This window comes from Chitinophaga sp. (genome assembly GCF_019236475.1).
Classification (GTDB): Bacteria; Bacteroidota; Bacteroidia; order Chitinophagales; family Chitinophagaceae; genus Chitinophaga.
On record NZ_JAFAIX010000002.1, the window covers coordinates 25,376 to 44,916 of the forward strand.

The following is a 19,541-nucleotide window of genomic DNA, read 5'->3' on the forward strand; positions in this document are numbered from 1 at the left end:
ATGAGAAGATGGGTGATACTATTACTTGGCCTTTCCCTGCAACAGGCAAATGCACAGCGCAATAAATATCCGGATGTGCTAAACCTGCGCGCAGCGCCACCTGCAGGGAAAAGTATCCTGACGAATGTTTTCAGTGATATGGGCGCATGGCATGCCTATGCATTGCCCGCCCGTAAAGAAGATAACGGTGCATTTATTGGTCCGCTTATTATGGGCATGCAGGGAGAATGGCTATCAGATGCATTCTCCAGGCTGGCGCTGAGTGAAAATGGCCACCCAGTGGACCTGTCTGCCGCACGTGCGGACATCAAATATTTCCCAGGAATGCTACAACAGCAACTGGATATAAATAACCTACTGATACAGCAGCAATTGATTTTTGTATCAGGTAGAGAAGCATTACTGCATACCACCATTACTAATAGGGGAGGGAGTTCCAAAACGCTGGATATCCGCTACTATGGTCAATCCCGTAAGAGGATAACTGTGGACAGTGAGTCCGCGTCTCTCCAAGCAACTGGCTTCGTAACTGTATTTCCAACGGGTACAATTATAACAGGAGACAGCCTTAGCTATAGCGCCAGCAATAATGGAATTGTAATTGCGCCCGGAGCAAGTTATGCGCAAACCCAGGTCCAGGCTTATTATCCAGATACAGTTCGGAAGCCTGCTACATATGATTTCCGTAAATCTTTGCGGGAGAATGAGATTCGGTGGAATGCTTATCTCTCTCGCTATATCTCCGCTGCTCCGCATCTGACTGATTCACAGAAACGGTTGGCTGTGAAATGTATGGTAACATTGACCACCAACTGGCGGAGCAGTTCCGGGGATATCCTGCACGATGGCGTTTTCCCTTCTATTAATTACCAAGGCTTCTATGGCATCTGGAGCTGGGACAGTTGGAAGCAAGCCGTTGGCATTGTGACCTTCAACCCCGAACTGGCAAAGAATAATATCCGTGCTATGTTCGATTACCAGGATGAACATGGTATGGTGGCGGATTGCATCTATGCGGATAAATCAGAAAATAATTGGCGAGATACGAAGCCACCACTGGCGGCTTGGGGTGTTTGGGAAGTCTATCGTCAAACGAAGGATACCTCCTTTGTAAAAGAAATGCTCCCTAAATTGATCCACTATCACGAATGGTGGTATGCCAACAGGGATCACGATCAAAACGGCTTGTGCGAGTATGGCGCTACAGATGGTACCCGTATCGCGGCAGCATGGGAGAGCGGTATGGACAACGCAGTACGCTTCGATAGCGCGGTGATGTTGAAAAATAATGACGGCGCATGGTCGCTCAACCAGGAAAGTGTAGATCTCAATGCATACTTATACGCAGAGAAATTATATCTTGACAAATTATTGGCGGTAGCTGGTGAAAAAGCCCGCTATAGTGAACAAGCAGCAAAACTGGCGAATCTGATTCGCACTAAGTTTTATGATGCAAAAAGAGGCTACTTTTATGATCTCCAGCCAGTAACGGGTAAATTAGTGACGATAGATGGTCCAGAAGGCTGGATACCCTTGTGGACAGGTATTGCCACAAAGGCCCAGGCAGCAATGGTATTACGGAAGATGAATGATCCTCGAAAATTCAATACCAAAGTACCACTGCCAACACTTGCAGCCGATCATCCGGCATTTGATCCGATGAATGGCTACTGGCGCGGTCCCGTATGGCTAGACCAGGTGGCTTATGGCGCCGAAGGCTTACGCCGCTATGGCTACAGAAAAGAGGCATCGAAATTTGAACAGCAACTGCTGAACAACGCAGCAGGCCTGCTTACAGACGGACCAATATGCGAAAACTATCATCCGCTTACCGGTAAAGGATTGAATGCAAAAAATTTTAGCTGGTCCGCAGCACATCTGTTAATGATACTGAAAAATAAATAACGTCATGGAATTTACAGCAAATGAAGTAAAGCAGTTGGTTCAGAAGAACTACCTGCTGGCAGTAGAAGTGGATCCCCTCCAGGGTTACGATGAGTTTAACTACAAGATTACTGATACCTCCGGGCGGAAATTTATCCTCAAAATAACGGGGGAGGAAAAGCAATATTCCTTCCTGGACGCACAACTGCGTATACTGGATCATCTTACTGTGACCGATGTGGCGTGGAAATTCCAGCAGATACTGCGGAATAAAAATCGCCAGGAACTTACTCCTGTATTTAAAGATGGAAAACAATATTACGTACGCATCCTCACTTGGTTAGAAGGTGATTGCTGGGCAAGGGTGCCGGAGAGAACAAAAGAGCTCTATCTGGACCTAGGCCGCTTCATTGGTAAAACCGATGAGGCCATGAGAGAATTCCAGCACGATGCACTGCACCGTCATTACACTTGGGATATCAGCACTGCGGCAGATTGCAACAAATTGCTGCAACATATCCATGACCATGAAAAAAGAAGACTGGCTGGGTACTTCCTGCTGGCTTTCGAAACAGAGGTACTACCTGTACTCCAGGATCTGCGCCACGCCTCCATCCATGGCGATGCCAACGATTACAATGTGCTAGTACAGGACGGAAAAATCAGTGGTCTCATTGATCTAGGCGATATGGTGTACACTGCTCTGGTAAATAATGTGGCCATTGCATGTACTTACGCTATGTTCAGAGCGGAAGACCCACTACAGGCTGCTGCATGGGTGATCCAGGGTTATCATGAAGCATTCCCACTCACAGAACAAGAAGTAGATCTTATCTACTACCTGATTGCTGCGCGTATGTGCATCAGCGTTACACAATCCGCCTTCCAAGCTTCCCTCGGCTCATCGAATGATCACCATTTTGTTACAGAAAACGATGCCTGGGATCTACTGAATACGCTCATTCGTATCAATCCATTGCGGGCGGCAGATACTTTCCGCAAAGCTTGTAATATGCCATCACTGATCAATAAAGCAGATGATTACAGTAAGCTGCTGGAAGAAAGAAAATCAGTGATAGGCCGCAATCTCAGCATTAGCTACCGCAAACCGCTGAAAATTGTAAAAGGCGCACTGCAATACCTGTACGATGACAAAGGAGATACGTATATCGACTGTGTAAATAACCCAAGCCATGTAGGACATTGCCATCCTGTGGTGGTGAAAGCCATGCAACGGCAGATTGCTACCCTCAATACGAACAGTCGCTATTTGAGCGATCACCTCGTGGAATATGCGGAAGAACTGTTGCGCACTTTACCATCTAATCTTGCTGTAGTATACTTTACTAACTCCGGTTCTGAGGCGAACGATTTAGCCATCCGCATGAGTCGCCATTTTACTGGCCGTAAAGATGTGATGGTACTGGATCATGCCTACCATGGGACTTCTACAGTGGCCATGGAAATGAGCCCTTACAAATTCGATGGCAAAGGAGGTTTTGGCCAAAAGCCTTATATCCACAAAGCAGTTTCACCAGATTTATACCGGGGTGAATTCCGCTATAATGATCCGCAGGCGGGTGAGAAATATGCTGCGGATGTACAACATATCCTGGAGAAGCATCCAGGGAAAATTGCTGCATTTATCTGTGAAACACTGCTGGGTGTAGGTGGACAAATTCCTTTACCAGATCACTACCTCGAAAATGTTTACAAACATGTTCGGGCCGCTGGCGGCGTATGTATTGCGGATGAAGTACAGGTGGGCTTTGGCAGGGTAGGTGAAAAATTCTGGGGCTTCGAACTGCAAAATGTACAACCTGATATTGTGGTGTTGGGAAAACCTATCGGCAACGGTCACCCACTGGCGGCGGTAGTAGTAACCAGAGAGATAGCGGATGCCTTCAATAACGGGATGGAATACTTCAACACCTTCGGAGGAAACCCAGTATCTATGGTCACTGGTAGAACGGTATTGAAAGTAATCCAATCTGAACAAATGCAGGAGCATGCCCTCGAAACCGGTAACTTCCTTATGGAAGGCCTTCGCGGCGTAATGAGCAAACATCCCATCATCAGTGATGTACGCGGTTTTGGATTATTTGTAGGCGCTGAAATGGTGAAAGACCGTACCTCGATGGAACCCGCCGTAGATGAAATCAATGCGGTAGTAGAGAAAATGAAAGAAAGAGGATTCCTGCTCTCTACAGATGGTCCATTGTACAACGTACTGAAAATAAAACCGCCGATGGTCTTCAATAAGCAAAATGCAACAGACATGGTGCGCCATCTCGACGAAGTATTAACTGAACTTAATTTCTAATAAATCATTGTCATGAATAATCTGGAATTGATCCTGGACGGGTTGATGCGCCGCTATAAAGAGCGGGTACCGGATGTGAACCGGGTAATATCAGCCATGATCGTAGAAGGGCTGATAAAAGAAGAACAGGAAATTGAAAACGACCATATCGCATTTCGTACCATCGGTGTGCCACATTTGGGGATACAGTCGCTTGAAAAGATATTTATCCATCACGGCTATACGAAAAAAGACTACTATTATTTCGAAGAAAAGAAACTGGATGCTTACTGGTATGCTCCGCCAGATCCAGCGCTGCCACGTATTTTCATCAGTGAGTTACGTGTAAAGGATTTATCGGCTGCGGCACAGCGAATCATTCACAGCTACACAGATGAGGTAACCGCCGATCCGGTAGATGCACTAGACCTAGACAATCCTACACAGGTGGATGCATTCCTGCATAGCGGACTGTGGAGGCTCCCAACATATGCCGATTTCTCCGCCCTGGCGGCAGAAAGCGAATATGCTTCCTGGACGATCTACAATCGTTATTACCTGAATCACTTCACTATTAGTGTACATAATCTAAACGAAGGTTATAATCATATTGAACAATACAACCAGTTCCTGGAGAAGAATGGACTGAAACTCAACGATGCTGGCGGTAAGTTCAAGAAAAGCCCCGATGGCCTGCTGCTGCAGAGTTCCACCGTGGCGGGCATGATTGAAGCCACATTTGCAGATGGTGAAAAGCACCGTATTGCTGGTTCGTATGTAGAGTTTGCAGAACGCAGACTCCTACCGGATTATCAGCATCTGGAAATGGCGGAGGTGCGTAGAGAGCATCGCCGGGAAGGCTTTGAAGCAGCCAATGCTAACAAGATTTTTGAAAGCACATATTCATCACAAACCAACAAGTAGCAATGAAATTCTTAGAAGAACTGGGTATAAAAGCAGAAAATCCTGGTGTGAGCACCGGTACAAAGTGGATGCAGGGCAGTGGAGGAAAGGTATCTTCCTGGTCGCCGGTAGATGGTCAATTGATTGGCCAGGTGGGCATGGCAGGAGAGCAGGACTATGCGCAGGTGATTGCCACAGCAGCAAAAGCGTTCGAACAATGGCGTACGGTACCTGCCCCTCGAAGAGGCGAAATTGTGCGCCAAATAGGAGAGGCGCTGCGTGCAAAAAAACAAGCCCTGGGCAGTCTGGTGAGCTATGAAATGGGTAAGAGCCTGCAAGAAGGATTGGGCGAAGTGCAAGAGATGATTGATATCTGCGAATTCGCGGTAGGCTTGAGTCGGCAGTTATATGGTTTGAGCATGCATAGTGAGCGTCCTAGCCATAGAATGTATGAGCAATGGCATCCACTGGGTATTGTAGGGATTATTTCCGCTTTCAACTTCCCAGTAGCGGTGTGGAGCTGGAATGCTATGCTGGCAATGGTTTGCGGAGACGTATGCGTTTGGAAACCAAGTGAGAAAACACCTTTATCTGCTATTGCTTGTCAGCATATAGTAGCTGAAGTATTGGAACGTAATGATGTACCTGAAGGCGTGCTATGTGTGATTAACGGTGGCCGTGAAACAGGAGAGATGCTAGCCGCTGATGCGCGGGTACCGCTGCTATCAGCCACTGGCTCCACGCGTATGGGTAAAGCGGTGGCCACTACTGTGGCGGCAAGACTGGGGCGTTGTCTGTTGGAATTGGGCGGTAACAATGCCATTATCGTTTCTCAGGAGGCAGACCTGGATATGGCGCTCATCGGTAGTTTATTCGGTGCAGTAGGTACTGCGGGCCAACGTTGCACTACCACTCGTCGTTTGATTATCCACGAATCTGTATACGACAGCTTTAAGGAAAAACTGGTAAAGGCATACGGACAACTGCGCATCGGTAATCCACTGGATGAAACCAATCACGTTGGACCATTGATCGATAAAGATGCGGTGAATGCTTACCTTGCGGCAATTGCGGCCTGTAAGGAACAAGGTGGTAATTTTGTGGTACCTGGTGGCGTGCTGAGTGGCGCCGGCTTTGAAAGCGGTTGCTATGTGAAACCTTGTATAGCAGAAGTACAGCCGGATTATGCCATTGTGCAGACAGAAACTTTTGCACCGATTCTCTATTTGATGAAATATAGCACATTGGAAGAAGCCATTGCTATACAGAATAATGTGCCACAAGGGCTGTCCTCCGCTATTATGACCATGAACCTCCGGGAAGCAGAATGCTTCCTCTCGGCCGCTGGTAGTGATTGCGGCATTGCCAATGTGAATATTGGTACCTCTGGAGCGGAGATTGGTGGCGCTTTTGGCGGAGAAAAAGAAACCGGCGGTGGCCGTGAAAGCGGCAGCGATGCTTGGAAAAACTACATGCGTAGACAAACAAATACGATCAACTACGGTACACAGTTGCCACTCGCACAAGGGATTAAGTTTGATCTGTAATACTGGTGATAGGTTATCAATGCTCCCGCATATACTCCGCCAGCTTCTCCAATGATTGCTGCGTGCCCTTTTCATTGTCTTTCGGATCAATGCCTGGAGGGATATTCTTGAAGGTGATAGTGACGAGTGTAGCCGTTGGTCCGCTCTCTGCTAAATGCACTTCCATCATCATTTCTCCTTCAAATTTATTTTTGTCGGAATCGAATTGAATGGCCTGTACAATTTTTTCATAGGGCTCCAGCTCCACAAAAGTGGCATGAAAGCGGTCTTCATTACCGGTTGTCTTCCCACCTGACACGCTATCCTGATAATACAACGACATGCTATAACCGCCACCTACTTTTAATTCAAATTGATGCACCTTTCCTTTCATGTTATTGGGCGCGAGCCAGAAAGCTAAGGCATCTTTGTCTGTAAAGGCATGATAAACCTGCTTTTTAGGGGCAGGAATGAGCTTGGAATTGGTAGTGGTAGCTGACATATGAATTTGTTTTTGTGAGACAACAGTCGCTCTAGATGTAGAAATTTCACAATTTTCGTTCCCGAAATAAATCCACAATAAATAGAACGGGCAAGCTAATCAGCAAGCCCGTTTCCCTGTACTTAGTGAGTCCCTTAGTTATTTTCAGCATACTGCTTGAAACTATTCAAGATGGCCTGCCAACCACCTTTCTGCATCTCCACTGGGTTTTGATCTTCTGGGTCAAATGAAACGACAACATCGGTTTGATTGCCATTACCATTAAAATCAACAACTGCCTGTCGGCCATCCGCGATGGTGTAGGTAAAGCTTTTACCAGGATTTATGGCATCATACGTAGCCTCGAAATCGAAACCAAAACTGCCGTCTTTTGCTTCCATTCTGGCAACATATTTTCCGCCAATGCGCATATCATTGGATACGGAAGGGCAATGCCAGGAAGGATCTGCAAAGTTCCATTGCGTAATATGCTCCGGTGCAGTATAATATTCCCAAACTTTTTTGGCATCTGCATGAATGGTGGCGTTTACCGTTACTTTGTTGCTCATTATTTATTTTTTAAGTGTTAACAATAATTCATCGAGTTTTTCCAAGGTGGCAGTCATGCCATCTTGCATACCCATCTTAATCACTGTTTCCAGGTCGGAGAGAGAGTTGAAGCTTACCTCAGTCTCTACTAATGTGTTTTCAACTTTATCCGTGAAAGTGACAAACCATTTGGCAGGAGGCAAATCTGTATTGATGTTTCCTGCTTCATCACAAAAAGCATCTATCGCTTTATACCAATCTATTGGCTGTATTTGTTGATACTTGGTGAGGCCCCAGTATTCGGTGCCATTGGGCTCCACCATGGCATAATGCCATTGGCCACCCTCACGAAAATCCATCACCTTGGTTTTTGTAGTTAATGGCTTGGGGGCGAACCATTGATCCAGCAATTCACTTTTAGTGTAGCAATCCCAAACTAATGGGCGCTCTGCTAAAAATTCTCGTCTGATAGTAAGCTTGTTGTCTGCTTTATTTACCAGGAAATCAAATTGCAGTTGTTGTCTCATTTTTTCTGTTTTTTTATAACGGATAAAAGATCATCGAGCTGACTGAAGCGGGTTTCCCAGATTTTGCGGAACTGCTCCAACCATTTGTCAATCTCTTTCATTTTGTCTATTTCAAGTAGATAATAAATCTCTCTCCCTTGATGTTGCTGCGTTACCAACTCACATTCTGTCAAGAGCTTCAAATGCTTTGAAACTGCCTGTCGCGTAGTGTCGAAATGTGTAGCCAGATTGTTAGGCGTCATGGCTTGTACTGCTAGTAAAGCAATGATGGCCCTCCTCGTCGGATCTGCAATAGCCTGAAAAATATCTCTTCTCATCTATCAATATAGGTGTTTAATACTTTTAGAAACCAACTGGTTGCAAATATACGTGCAACTAATTGGTTTCTCAAATTTTTCTTTGATTGCTGGAATTTTCCAGGTTCGAATTAATCTTTTCCAGTATAGTATTAAATAATTTAATATAATAAATTTTGTATATCTTGCTGAACCAGTACTACATTATTACCTACAATTACACCATGTCAATATTTAGATCTACATATGCAACTAAACAGAAGGGTCATTGCTGAATCACTGATTGCAAAGCATGACTTTAATACCTACCTGGAAATTGGAGTATTTATTGGCGCCAATTTTTTTCCGATCAAAGCACCTAAGAAAATCGCAGTAGACCCAGATTACAAATTTAACTGGTTCAAAAAACTGAAACGCGCTATTCAATATCCATGCAACTTCCGCGCCTCTTACTACAAAATTGAAAGTGACCGCTTTTTTGAAAAGGAAGCAATAAAACTTTTCAATGATAAGAAAATAGATGTATGCTTGGTTGATGGTATGCACCAGTACGATTTTGCTTTGCGCGATGTAGAAAATGCATTGAAATACTTGTCCGATGGTGGCGTGATTATCATGCACGATTGCAATCCAGCAAATGCAACAGCAGCCAGCACTTTCGAACAATGGAAAGCCCGTGGTTGTAAGGATAACTGGAACGGCGATGTGTGGAAATCGATCCTCCACCTGAGAAGTATGCGGGATGATATTAACGTTTTTGTATTGGACTGCGACTTTGGTCTGGGTATCGTTACTAAGGGAAAACAAGAAAAGCCGCTGTCTTTTACACAGCAACAAATTGAGCAACTTACCTATGCTGATTTGGAAGCCAACCGTGAGCAATGGCTCAACCTGAAACCAGCCTCTTACTTCTACGATTACTTCAAACTCTAGTAATATTACTGCCTTTCGATCGCTGAAATCTCAGCGATCGAAAGGTTTCAACCATCTCCACACTCCACACATTCCTACCACTATCTGCAACAGTTGTAGAGCTATTTACACAATCATTCCCCAAAAATTAGCAGCATTGCAGGGCTAGTTATATATTGATAGTAATCCGTCAGGCCCGACAGACGGATATTTCAACCGCAATACATCTGAAAAAAGGTTAGCTTTACAGAAATACAACGGAACATGTCTATCAAAGAATCCTATAATAGCTGGGCACCTCAATACGATTCCAATATCAACAAAACTCGTGACCTGGAAGCAGTGGCACTGCGTGAAAATTTGCAGCCGTTTACTTTTAATAATATTCTTGAAATAGGAGCTGGCACCGGAAAAAATACATCCTGGTTAGTAGGCCAAGCACCCAACCTCACTGCAGTAGACTTTTCCGAGGAAATGATGGCCATCGCCAAAAGCAAATTCCAGGACCATCCTGGTATTCGCTTCGTACAGGCAGATATTACCACTCCCTGGAACTTCACGACAGAAAAATATGACCTGATTACTTTCAGCCTTGTTTTAGAACATATCGAAAACTTGGATCATATCTTCGCGGAGGCTGCAAAGCTCCTCAACAGAGGAGGCATCGTCTACATCGGGGAATTACATCCGTTCCGCCAATATGGTGGCAGTCAGGCCCGTTTTACTACCAATGAAGGGGAAAAAATGCTAGAAGTATATACACACCATATATCAGAATTTGTGCAAACTGCCGCCCGCCATGGTCTGCAAGTATTTGATGCAAAAGAATATTTCGATAATAATGATACCACCACGATTCCAAGGATCCTGGTATTATTACTGAGCAAATCCTAAAGTAACTATCTCAAATAGATGAGGCAACAGTTAAACATACAACACCTATCTTCATTACATAGCATTGGAATAGATGGGGCAAAATGGTTCAATATTGTATGGCCTTTTAGCCTGGCTGAAGATATTATTCGGAATCCTGTTCAAATAGGTTTGTAAGATATAGGGAGACGACATCCTCCCGAAATCACTACTGATACTAAATTACAAAGCCTGTCGCGTATGTGACAGGCTTCGTAATTTATATCTTGGTGGACTTACAGTACATGTTGCTGTTCATCCTTATGTTTGTTTTTACCGCGATTGGTACCTCCTTTACGGCCTATTTCGGCCATATGTTCGCGATTGCGACTCACAGCTTCTCCACCTTTCTTGCCAGCTGCACGGGCTTCTTCTGAAGTGAATTTGTGGGCTACGCCCTGTTTGTGGGCTGCACGACCACCTTCTCTGGATATGGCTCTCTGTTGCTCAGGGTCCATAGATGCGAATCCCCTCTTACTATGACGAGGTTTTTCGACCGCACTATGCTGCGGATTGCCTTGGGGAAATGATTGATGATAAGTCATGTTTTCCATAATGCAATTTTTAATAGTGTAGTGAACAAATAACTAGTACATCGCTATCAATATTGGTGCCATCGGCTGAAAGTCAATACCATACAGCCTCTTTTAGCCATTTGCCACTGTGGTACACTGTGGTATTAGTGCAATTCATTACACAATACATAGAAAAATACACACAATGCCCACCCTGATTCCACATATTTGACCCGTAAACCCTATGATATTTACTGGCTTATGATTTGTAGCATTCACAAGTGTTATCACTTTTTATAACCCATTCAAACTTCTATTATGGCAAAGTATTCAAGCGCTGTACAGCGGAAGGTGAAAAAAGTCATGGATGAAATGAAAGCAGGGAAACTTAAAAGTGGCAGAACTGGGAAAAAGGTAACTAACCAACGACAGGCCATCGCAATAGGCTTATCTGAAGCCCGCGCTGAAGGTGATAAAGTCCCCAAAAAATCATCTTCCATGAAATCTTCCACCTCCAGGAAGCAAACTACCGGGAAAACAACCGCAAAAAAATCCACCGCGAAAAAAGCAGCTACCAAAACAATGAAGTCAAGTACTGCTACCCGGACACCAATGGCCAAAAAAAGTATGACCAAAAAAACAACAGCTAAAAAAGCTACCGCCAAAAAAGCTACCGCAAAAAGGGCAACTGCTAAAAAGGCGACCGCTAAAACTGCTGCTGGCAGAAAAATGACTGCCAAAAAAACAATGGCAAAAAAAAGTACCCGAACCATGGCAAAAAAATCCACGCCTCGTAAAAAAGCGGGTACCCGGAAAATGGCTTCCAGCCGCCGTAAGACAGCCCACGCCTAACGAATCAAAGGACATTGGATTTTATATACGAAAAAAGACCGGTATCTGGATGACACCGGTCTTTTTATATGGCATATACCTTGCCCCTAATATAATATGGAACAACATCATGTAACCGTTATTATCAATGGCAGGTCATATGGACTGAACATCACGGTAAATAACCAGATGCATGAAACATTTTATGAGGTGATCCCAGATGTAAGACCGTTTGTACTCCAAGATTTTGCACCCCAAAATAACCAGTTCACTGCCGACCACACGGATACCGTTGCGGAAAGGATTAGAATCGTCGAAACGGAACAGATTGCCCGCATTATCTGGACAGAAATCCTCAATAAAATGGGATAAGCCCCAATGACCCCAAGCCAGAAAGTCATGTTATCCTCCATTTGGCAGTAATGTGCGCCATTTGTACATTTACACTCCTATGATGGTAACAGACGAAGTTTATAAGAAGAAAAACCGAAAGGAACGTATGCTGTTCCTCGCCAAACTATTGGTGTACTTAGCAATCGTTTATTTTAACCTGGATCACGCTGTTGTATATAATAAATTTACCTGGCTGTTCAGAATTACGAATGCCTTATCCTTCTTTCTCGGAGCTAATCTCGTTATTTCATTGGCCTGGCTGGTTATCCTTTCCTGGTATACCCGCCGCCGACTCAATAAACCGGTCGAGAAAGATAACTTCATGCTGGGGCTAAACCGTATTAGCTCTGTACTCAATACCATTTTCTTCTTACTGGCGGTCATGGTGCTCTTTGGGATCGATCTACTCAAATTCGTTACCAGTATTACGATCGTTGCGGCTGCCGTAGCCCTCCTCTCTAAGGAATATATCACCAATATGATCAATGGCCTTATCATTATGTTCTCCGACCAACTCTCCCTTGGAGATCATGTACGGATAGGGGAGTATAAAGGCAAAATCCTCGATATTACGCTCATCAACGTGATACTCATCAACGATGACGATGAACAGATTATCGTTCCCAACTCCTTAGTATTTGCCACAGTGGTGACCAACCAAACCAAACAAAATGTTAAAAGAGTAACGATCGAATTTGAACTGGATCGTAAACTACCTTATACCCCAGACCAAATAGAAGAAAGATTGAAAAATGCTATCAGTAGTTATAGCAATACCTATGTACATGATAGTTTCCGCCTACGTACCATGGATATCAAAAAAGATCATGTGGTTTTCAAAGTGCAACTCACCTTGCCTTTCGTAGATAAGGCACTGGAACAACGCCTACGCCGAATGCTTAACACGGAAATAATTACCATTGCCGAAAATGGTGTCTGATCTAAATGCGCATCGAATTTCATAAAAAGTAAAGACGCAAAGGAGTACGATTAATTCGTCACCTTTGCGTCTTATTTTCTTTATACCGATCCGTAAAACTTATCCCACCAATTCTGCCGTTGCCACCATTTCCGCAATGAAAGTATCAATCAGCGCTTTGGTGACTCCAGGCATACAAATAATATGCGACCAGCCATTCTCTGAGGCCAATTGCCATTTGCGCCGGATTTCTTCCTCAGGTTCTGGGAATACCACAGTTAAGGTGTCTTTATTACGCCAGGCAGGGATGCCAATAGATTTCAACTGCTCTTCTGCGTAAGCGGCTATCTCTAGTGCCTGATGGGCCCTGGCAGCCAATCCTGCTATGCCCAGGCTTTTTACTGCATACCAAAGGAATAACGGACTATGGCCATTGCGGGAACCTGTGATGGTGGTATCGAGCGTACCGATGTAAGCCACACTACGAGCAATACGGTCGCGGTACGACTTCTGGGCCACCACCACGCCACATGGAATGGGGGAACCAATGAACTTATGGCCGGATATCGCAATGCTGTTGGCGCCATCGGCAAAATCAAAAGCCGGACGCTCTTCCAAGAAAGCACTATAACTGCCGGATAATGCCCCATCCGCATGGATATAATGATGGCGGATTGCCATACGATTCAATATTTGCCTGATTCGTTTGACATCATCCCTCGCTTCTGTCATAGTGGTACCAATATTGGCCAGCACAATCACCGGCAGATGACGGTGCATGCTGATCATATTTTCTAAATCGTCATAATCCATTTCCCCATTTTCCTGGGTACGGATCACAATCGATGGCATATTGAGCAGATGTAGATTTTTCTGTACACTATAGTGCGTGGAGCTGCTGTAGTATACCATTCCTTTAGGATATAGCTCCCTGGCTAGATACAGGGCGTATAAATTGCCTTCCGATCCACCGTTCGTAACATATCCCCACCAATCATTGGCCGGAGCCCTGAACAGCCGTGCAAAAAATTCCACTACTTCCTTTTCCAGCTCCCGCGTACCCACACTATAAGTGGATGGGATAAATGGATCGCCCAGGTTATTCAAAGGATATTGCAGAAATGGCATCAAAGGAGAATAATCAAATTCCTTCGAAACAGGATACCCCAGAAAGTTGGCTGTGCCAGCTCCAACAGAGGCCAGCAACGCCTCCAGCTTCGATGTGTCGGCCGGTGGCAATTTGAAACTATTATTCATGGCAATTACAGGTGTATGATACTGCGAAGCTATTGATATATAATGCAATAAAACTACCTGATGGTTATATTTAGAAAATATATACTAGTTTTGAAGAAAATATAGGGAGACACGTCTGCGGCCTGCCGCAATTTGCCTTCTTGGCAGAAAAAATAAACTACCATGGATACGCTAGATAAAACAGACCGACACATATTACAAGTGCTCCAACAGGATGCAAAACTCAATACAAAAGAAATTGCTTATCGTATAGGCTTATCCGTTACACCCACCTACGAACGACTAAAGAAGATAGAAAAACTAGGGATCATAAAAAGTTATGTCACGCTGCTAGACGGAGAAAAGCTAGGAAAGTCACTGGTGGCCTATTGTAATGTTAGTCTGCAACTACATTCATTACCGTTACTACGAAAATTTGAAGCCGCTGTACATCAGTTGGAAGAAGTGATGGAATGTTATCACCTGGCTGGAAACTATGACTACTTATTGAAAGTAGTAGTGGACGACATGAAAAGCTATCAGCATTTCATTACTAATAAACTGGCCACCATTGAAAATATCGCACAAGTGAACAGCTCCTTTGTAATGACGGAAATTAAACACACTACTGCATTTCAGTTGGTATAATTTATTGATTCAATACGCTCATGCCACTGCTACCTCGATCTTGTATAATGATCGTGTACCCACGCCCGTTATTATCCGATTCTTCAGACAACGGAATGGTAAAGGAGAAACTACTACCGCTGCCTGGTGTACTATGAAACCAGATACGGCCCTGGTTGCGTTCCACAAAATCTTTAGACAGATGTAACCCAAGCCCGCAGCCCTTTTCATTACGTGTGCCGGTAGTAGAGTAATAAATATTGGAGAAAATACGATGCTGGTTTTCCATTGGTATACCGGTACCATTGTCTTTCACGATCACCTCCGCAAAAGTACGGTCAATACGAGCACTCACCGTAATGCGTCCGCCGCCGGGAGTAAACTTGATGGCATTGTTTATCAGATTACGCAATACCATCCGGATCATCTCTGGATCGGCGTATACCATGACTGCGCCGGGAATCTCATGTTGTAAGGCAACATCTTTCTGTTTGGCCAATGTCTGCAATAATTCAAATTCCTGGTTGAGCAACAAGGTTAGGTCAAAGTCGTCTGCCTTTACCCCGATACCCTTCATCTGATTGCTCGCCCACTGCAGCATATTGTCCATCATGTAGGCAGTGTTCTTCACGTCTCTCCATAACTCATCGGCATAAAACCGGAACTGCGCCGCATCAATTTTCTCATCTCGCAAAAGGAAAAGCAAACCTTCCAAGATAGCCAGGGGAGAGCGCAGATCATGAGAAATGACAGAGAAGATTTTATCTTTTACCTGGTTGAGACTTTCCAATGTGGTATTCTGTTCCAGGATAATATGATTTTGCAAGGATACTTCCTGGTTCTTACTGTTCAGTGCGCGGGTCAGTTCCTGCTGCCGTTTATACATACGGTAAAGGATAAACGTAATGATCAGCAGGATAATAAACAACAGGGCAGCAGAAAGTACCAATACTCTTTGCTGTTGGATGGTGGCGAGATGGATCTGTTGTTCTTTTTTTAGGAGTATATTTTCTCTTTGTTTCTTTTCCGCTTCATACTTTTCCTGTGATCTCGATATTTGCCGACTTTTTTCCAAATTGAAATAAGCCATGTTGCGGTCTGTGAAAGCCTTGTAGTTTTTGAAAGCGCCTTGGTAATCTTTCCGGGCGCTATCCAACTCGTACCGGATCTTATAATAGATCATCTCATTTTTTACATTCCGTAGCACGCTGTTGATCTCATAGGCTTTCCGAAGGTTCTTTTCCGCTGCGGTAAAATTGCCCATGAAGGTCTGCACTTCGGCCAGGTTCAAACTGGATTTGACAATCCCTAACTGGTTATCTGCCGCCTGATAGCAGGATGCAGATAGCTGATGGTAGTGCAAGGCATCCTGCAAGCGATGTTCCAGCATAGCTACCAGTCCGAGATTTTCATAGGTATAAGCTAATCCCCGCTGATCGTTCAAGGCGAGTTTCAATTGTTCTGCCTGATGGAGATAAAGGAGAGAAGAATCCAAAATATGCAGTGCCAAGTAGGCAGAGCCAATATTATTGAGGGTTTTACTAACTTCTGGGGCTTCTTGCAATTTTTGCTTGATCGTCAATGATTTATGTAGAAAGGGTAGCGCATCACGGGGACTATTCTGCTCCGTGAAGATATTTCCCATATCATTATATAAGATACTCAAGGTATGTTGATCGTTCAGCGTTTCGGCTAGTTTCAAGGAGCTGAGCGTTAACTGCAATTGCTTATCCAGGTGGCCGCGGGTGTTCTCCACTAGGGCCAGGTTGCGCTGTGCCCAAATGCGGCCATTGGTATATCCCAACTGTTCACTAATAGACAAGGCTTCCTTGGCATATTTCTCTGCGATAACAGCATCGCGGGTGAAATAATTACGAGAGGCGCCATTCAGGATATCAACACGGGCATTGTCTTTTTGGGGATGCTTGACCAGGGCCACTGTAAAACTATCAGGAACAGGTGCTTGTGCGCGGCTTCCGGGACTGAGCAGCAGCAGGTAAAGGGGGAGTAGTAGGCATCTTTTCAAAGGAATGGCCGGGAGCATATCGTGTGATTATTGTTGGCATACTGTGGAACGATTTAGGGGCCGTCCACCAAATTTGAGATAAAAATAATCATAATGCGTGATGATTCAAAAACAGAATTGCAAATCATTGTACTTTCCGCGGATTTTTAGGAATGGACCTACTGATATTCAATTACCTTTGTATCTTTCCAAAAATTTAAGCAGCACCATGCCTGTTAAAAAAAGCGCCGCTCTGGGCTTCATCTTCGTTACATTACTCATTGACGTTATTGGATTTGGAATTATAATACCCGTTATGCCTAAGCTAATCGAATCCCTCACAGGGGAAGGATTAAGCGGGGCTGCCTGGTATGCCGGCTGGTTGACATTCGCCTACGCCATCACACAGTTTTTTATGGCGCCAGTGATAGGAGGACTCAGTGATGCCTATGGCCGCAGGCCCGTGTTGCTGTCCTGCTTACTGGCATTCTGCTTGGACTACTTATTTTTGGCATGGGCGCCAAACATATGGCTGCTTTTTGTAGGTCGTACAATAGCAGGTATTACTGGGGCCAGCATGACGGCAGGTGCTGCCTATATTGCGGATATCAGCGCTCCTGAGAAAAGGGCGCAGAACTTCGGAATGATCGGCGTAGCCTTTGGCGTCGGCTTTTTCATCGGACCTGGATTAGGAGGATGGCTTAGCCAATGGGGGCCTCGTGCAGCATTCGTGGCTGCTGCTGTACTCACATTGCTGAACTTTCTCTATGGTTTGTTCGTACTGCCAGAATCCCTGGCACCCGAAAACAGAAGACCATTCGATATTAAACGTGCAAACGCATTTGCAGCCCCAGCGCAACTACGTAAGTACCCCGTAATTTCCGGACTTATCATCTCCCTCATACTCATCTATATCGCCAACTTTGCAGTCCAATCTACTTGGTCTTTCTATACCATGGAGAAATTTAAATGGACAGAAAAATGGGTGGGCTATTCCTTGATGTTTGTAGGCTTGATGGTGGCAGTTGTACAGGGAGCTGTTATTCGTGTAGCCATTCCAGTACTTGGACAAAAAAAATCTGTGGTGTTGGGATTGATGCTATATGCTATTGGACTAGCCATGTTTGCGTTTGCATTTAAAGGTTGGATGATGTATGCAGCCCTCATCCCTTATTGCCTGGGCGGTATATGCGGACCATCTTTACAAGGTCTCATGAGTAGCCAGGTCCCTCCAACAGAACAAGGAGAACTGCAAGGTGCACTGACATCTTTAGTGAGTTTAACTATGATTATAGGGCCACTGATGATGACAAGTATTTTTTCCTATTTTACCAAAGCCAGCGCACCAGTCTATTTTCCAGGAGCGCCTTTCCTAGCTGGTTGTGCGATGTTGCTACTGAGTATTATCCTGGCCATTATTTCATTTAAAAAGAAGCATGCGCCTGCAACAGCTTGAAAATTAATGAAAAACTAGTTGGTCGCTGCGCGGCATAATGATATTCCCTTTACATTTGCAGACTATGTATAGGAAACTATTTGTTGCGGCCCTATTGTCTTTATCGGCCATACAGGTGAATGCTCAACAGGATTCGTTGACTAACCGACAAAAACCTCTTTTTGGAACGCTGGATACGGTGCCCCGTAAACGAAGTTTCTTTCCTTTGCCCGTACTTGGGTATTCCCAAGAAAAAGGGCTGGAAATAGGTGCAGCAATGCTGTATTCCTTTTATACAGATAACAAGAATCCATCTCCGCTGACGAGGAACTCCTCTATCAATCTGATTCCGGCTATCACTACGGAGCATCAATGGAAGGTAGACCTGAAAGCGAACATCTGGACAAGAGATAACCTTTGGCATTTTAAAGGAAATCTTCGTTACCATAATTTCCCTTTATATTTTTATGGTTTGGGAGACACGACCCATTCCGCCGATAAATCGTTACTCAACAATACACGCTACAGAGCCGCCTTTGAAGGAGAACGCAAAGTGGGCAATTTCTTCTATGTAGGGGCAACCTTATCTTACCAGCATGACTCCTATAGCAGTCATGACATGAAAGGCATATACGAAACAATGCCACTGGTAGATAAAACTGGAGGGCATGTTACCTTCGTGGGCCTCACAGGTATATTCGATAACAGAGATAACCAGAATTATACCCGCAGAGGTACCTGGTTGCGACTGAATGTAGCCTATGCACCATCTTTTCTCAGCAGCCAAGAGCTCTGGAAAATAGATGCACAAGGAATACAGTTCTTCTCCCTTTCCAAGAAAAGTACAATTGGTATCAACGGCCAGTTTAATTCCTTACAAGGAAGTGCACTGCCTTTTTACCTGGTACCAGAAATGGGGAATGATAATATGATGAGAGGGTACTATCAAGGAAGATACCGGGATCAGAACCTCCTCGCATTACAAACTGAATATCGTTACCTGATCGATCCAAATATTCGTATACACGTTTGGTTTGTAGACCTGAAACCTAAATTTGCACTGGCCGCTTTCGCAGGAACAGGTAGTGTTTTCAATAACCGCGATTTTCACCTGAGGGGTTTCAAACCTAGTTATGGCGCCGGTATCAGGTATTTTTACGACGAGAATTCCAGGCTTACAGTTCGTATAGACTATGCCGTGGGAGAGAGACGCCCAGGGGAATCCCGTCAAAAAGGTCTTTATTTGTCACTCGCAGAAGCATTTTAATTTTATTGTCGGATAGGTCGC

The 19,541-nt window shown here is 44.6% G+C and carries 19 protein-coding genes; 12 read left to right on the forward strand and 7 right to left on the reverse strand.

Going from position 1 to position 19,541, the window contains the following annotated elements:
- The 4 genes from JO154_RS00510 to JO154_RS00525 are packed head-to-tail and all read left to right on the forward strand — an operon-like array spanning position 1 to position 6,636.
- Entirely contained in the window at positions 1 to 1,905 is a 1,905-nt protein-coding gene (locus JO154_RS00510; protein ID WP_291940922.1) for a trehalase family glycosidase, read from the forward strand.
- A 4-nt stretch (positions 1,906 to 1,909) separates the two neighbouring features.
- Positions 1,910 to 4,207: an aminotransferase class III-fold pyridoxal phosphate-dependent enzyme gene (locus tag JO154_RS00515; RefSeq protein ID WP_291940926.1), complete on the forward strand. Its 2,298-nt coding sequence runs from the start codon at positions 1,910 to 1,912 to the stop codon at positions 4,205 to 4,207.
- Between the two features lie 12 nt (positions 4,208 to 4,219).
- Complete coding sequence (locus JO154_RS00520) at positions 4,220 to 5,110, forward strand: DUF1338 domain-containing protein (protein ID WP_291940929.1); 891 nt, start codon at positions 4,220 to 4,222, stop codon at positions 5,108 to 5,110.
- A gap of 2 nt (positions 5,111 to 5,112) precedes the next feature.
- A complete protein-coding gene (locus tag JO154_RS00525; RefSeq protein ID WP_291940931.1) occupies positions 5,113 to 6,636 on the forward strand; it encodes an aldehyde dehydrogenase family protein in 1,524 nt (507 codons plus the stop codon).
- 16 nt (positions 6,637 to 6,652) lie between these two features.
- On the opposite strand, the gene JO154_RS00530 is transcribed toward JO154_RS00525, so the two are convergent.
- The 4 genes from JO154_RS00530 to JO154_RS00545 form a co-directional block, all read right to left on the reverse strand.
- Positions 6,653 to 7,117, reverse strand: coding sequence for an SRPBCC family protein (locus JO154_RS00530; protein WP_291940934.1), 465 nt, complete (start codon positions 7,115 to 7,117; stop codon positions 6,653 to 6,655).
- Between the two features lie 134 nt (positions 7,118 to 7,251).
- Positions 7,252 to 7,665 (reverse strand): SRPBCC family protein, encoded by a 414-nt coding sequence (locus JO154_RS00535; RefSeq protein ID WP_291940937.1) that lies wholly within the window; start codon positions 7,663 to 7,665, stop codon positions 7,252 to 7,254.
- Between the two features lie 3 nt (positions 7,666 to 7,668).
- Entirely contained in the window at positions 7,669 to 8,172 is a 504-nt protein-coding gene (locus tag JO154_RS00540; RefSeq protein ID WP_291940939.1) for an SRPBCC domain-containing protein, read from the reverse strand.
- Positions 8,169 to 8,489 (reverse strand): metalloregulator ArsR/SmtB family transcription factor, encoded by a 321-nt coding sequence (locus JO154_RS00545; protein ID WP_291940941.1) that lies wholly within the window; start codon positions 8,487 to 8,489, stop codon positions 8,169 to 8,171. The genes JO154_RS00540 and JO154_RS00545 overlap by 4 nt, the downstream gene beginning before the upstream one ends.
- Before the next feature lie 225 nt (positions 8,490 to 8,714).
- Here JO154_RS00545 and JO154_RS00550 point away from each other — a divergent pair, with 225 nt between their 5' ends.
- Together JO154_RS00550 and JO154_RS00555 are read left to right on the forward strand one after the other, a co-directional pair.
- Complete coding sequence (locus JO154_RS00550) at positions 8,715 to 9,401, forward strand: class I SAM-dependent methyltransferase (protein ID WP_291940943.1); 687 nt, start codon at positions 8,715 to 8,717, stop codon at positions 9,399 to 9,401.
- Between the two features lie 243 nt (positions 9,402 to 9,644).
- Positions 9,645 to 10,274, forward strand: coding sequence for a class I SAM-dependent methyltransferase (locus JO154_RS00555; RefSeq protein WP_291940945.1), 630 nt, complete (start codon positions 9,645 to 9,647; stop codon positions 10,272 to 10,274).
- Positions 10,275 to 10,528: 254 nt separating this feature from the next.
- Here the strand turns inward: JO154_RS00555 and JO154_RS00560 are convergent, their stop codons facing one another.
- A complete protein-coding gene (locus JO154_RS00560; RefSeq protein ID WP_291940948.1) occupies positions 10,529 to 10,846 on the reverse strand; it encodes a KGG domain-containing protein in 318 nt (105 codons plus the stop codon).
- A gap of 279 nt (positions 10,847 to 11,125) precedes the next feature.
- On the opposite strand from JO154_RS00560, the gene JO154_RS00565 reads away from it, so the two are divergent.
- The 3 genes from JO154_RS00565 (at position 11,126) to JO154_RS00575 (ending at position 12,971) form a co-directional block, all read left to right on the forward strand.
- Positions 11,126 to 11,659 carry a DUF6496 domain-containing protein gene (locus tag JO154_RS00565; RefSeq protein ID WP_291940951.1) on the forward strand — a complete coding sequence of 178 codons (534 nt, stop codon included), beginning with the start codon at positions 11,126 to 11,128 and terminating at the stop codon, positions 11,657 to 11,659.
- A 96-nt stretch (positions 11,660 to 11,755) separates the two neighbouring features.
- Positions 11,756 to 12,010 carry a hypothetical protein gene (locus tag JO154_RS00570; RefSeq protein WP_291940953.1) on the forward strand — a complete coding sequence of 85 codons (255 nt, stop codon included), beginning with the start codon at positions 11,756 to 11,758 and terminating at the stop codon, positions 12,008 to 12,010.
- A gap of 79 nt (positions 12,011 to 12,089) precedes the next feature.
- Positions 12,090 to 12,971: a mechanosensitive ion channel domain-containing protein gene (locus JO154_RS00575; RefSeq protein ID WP_291940955.1), complete on the forward strand. Its 882-nt coding sequence runs from the start codon at positions 12,090 to 12,092 to the stop codon at positions 12,969 to 12,971.
- Positions 12,972 to 13,070: 99 nt separating this feature from the next.
- On the opposite strand, the gene JO154_RS00580 is transcribed toward JO154_RS00575, so the two are convergent.
- Entirely contained in the window at positions 13,071 to 14,207 is a 1,137-nt protein-coding gene (locus JO154_RS00580; RefSeq protein ID WP_291940956.1) for a histidine decarboxylase, read from the reverse strand.
- 162 nt (positions 14,208 to 14,369) lie between these two features.
- On the opposite strand from JO154_RS00580, the gene JO154_RS00585 reads away from it, so the two are divergent.
- Positions 14,370 to 14,834 (forward strand): Lrp/AsnC family transcriptional regulator, encoded by a 465-nt coding sequence (locus JO154_RS00585; protein WP_291940958.1) that lies wholly within the window; start codon positions 14,370 to 14,372, stop codon positions 14,832 to 14,834.
- A 1-nt stretch (position 14,835) separates the two neighbouring features.
- Here JO154_RS00585 and JO154_RS00590 read toward each other — a convergent pair whose 3' ends face one another.
- Entirely contained in the window at positions 14,836 to 16,857 is a 2,022-nt protein-coding gene (locus JO154_RS00590) for a tetratricopeptide repeat-containing sensor histidine kinase (RefSeq protein WP_291940959.1), read from the reverse strand.
- Positions 16,858 to 17,047: 190 nt separating this feature from the next.
- On the opposite strand from JO154_RS00590, the gene JO154_RS00595 reads away from it, so the two are divergent.
- Together JO154_RS00595 and JO154_RS00600 are read left to right on the forward strand one after the other, a co-directional pair.
- Positions 17,048 to 18,274, forward strand: coding sequence for a TCR/Tet family MFS transporter (locus tag JO154_RS00595; RefSeq protein WP_291940961.1), 1,227 nt, complete (start codon positions 17,048 to 17,050; stop codon positions 18,272 to 18,274).
- A 64-nt stretch (positions 18,275 to 18,338) separates the two neighbouring features.
- Positions 18,339 to 19,520 carry a hypothetical protein gene (locus JO154_RS00600; RefSeq protein WP_291940963.1) on the forward strand — a complete coding sequence of 394 codons (1,182 nt, stop codon included), beginning with the start codon at positions 18,339 to 18,341 and terminating at the stop codon, positions 19,518 to 19,520.
- Positions 19,521 to 19,541 lie beyond the last annotated feature (21 nt).

Coding starts and splice junctions, on each gene's coding strand:
- JO154_RS00565 (WP_291940951.1), top strand. CDS start 11,126: ATGGCAAAGTATTCAAGCGCTGTACAGCGGAAGGTGAAAAAAGTCATG.
- JO154_RS00600 (WP_291940963.1), top strand. CDS start 18,339: ATGTATAGGAAACTATTTGTTGCGGCCCTATTGTCTTTATCGGCCATA.
- JO154_RS00555 (WP_291940945.1), top strand. CDS start 9,645: ATGTCTATCAAAGAATCCTATAATAGCTGGGCACCTCAATACGATTCC.
- JO154_RS00530 (WP_291940934.1), bottom strand. CDS start 7,117: ATGTCAGCTACCACTACCAATTCCAAGCTCATTCCTGCCCCTAAAAAG.
- JO154_RS00525 (WP_291940931.1), top strand. CDS start 5,113: ATGAAATTCTTAGAAGAACTGGGTATAAAAGCAGAAAATCCTGGTGTG.
- JO154_RS00515 (WP_291940926.1), top strand. CDS start 1,910: ATGGAATTTACAGCAAATGAAGTAAAGCAGTTGGTTCAGAAGAACTAC.
- JO154_RS00570 (WP_291940953.1), top strand. CDS start 11,756: ATGGAACAACATCATGTAACCGTTATTATCAATGGCAGGTCATATGGA.
- JO154_RS00595 (WP_291940961.1), top strand. CDS start 17,048: ATGCCTGTTAAAAAAAGCGCCGCTCTGGGCTTCATCTTCGTTACATTA.
- JO154_RS00590 (WP_291940959.1), bottom strand. CDS start 16,857: ATGCTCCCGGCCATTCCTTTGAAAAGATGCCTACTACTCCCCCTTTAC.
- JO154_RS00540 (WP_291940939.1), bottom strand. CDS start 8,172: ATGAGACAACAACTGCAATTTGATTTCCTGGTAAATAAAGCAGACAAC.
- JO154_RS00510 (WP_291940922.1), top strand. CDS start 1: ATGAGAAGATGGGTGATACTATTACTTGGCCTTTCCCTGCAACAGGCA.
- JO154_RS00550 (WP_291940943.1), top strand. CDS start 8,715: ATGCAACTAAACAGAAGGGTCATTGCTGAATCACTGATTGCAAAGCAT.
- JO154_RS00535 (WP_291940937.1), bottom strand. CDS start 7,665: ATGAGCAACAAAGTAACGGTAAACGCCACCATTCATGCAGATGCCAAA.
- JO154_RS00575 (WP_291940955.1), top strand. CDS start 12,090: ATGATGGTAACAGACGAAGTTTATAAGAAGAAAAACCGAAAGGAACGT.
- JO154_RS00560 (WP_291940948.1), bottom strand. CDS start 10,846: ATGGAAAACATGACTTATCATCAATCATTTCCCCAAGGCAATCCGCAG.
- JO154_RS00520 (WP_291940929.1), top strand. CDS start 4,220: ATGAATAATCTGGAATTGATCCTGGACGGGTTGATGCGCCGCTATAAA.
- JO154_RS00585 (WP_291940958.1), top strand. CDS start 14,370: ATGGATACGCTAGATAAAACAGACCGACACATATTACAAGTGCTCCAA.
- JO154_RS00580 (WP_291940956.1), bottom strand. CDS start 14,207: ATGAATAATAGTTTCAAATTGCCACCGGCCGACACATCGAAGCTGGAG.
- JO154_RS00545 (WP_291940941.1), bottom strand. CDS start 8,489: ATGAGAAGAGATATTTTTCAGGCTATTGCAGATCCGACGAGGAGGGCC.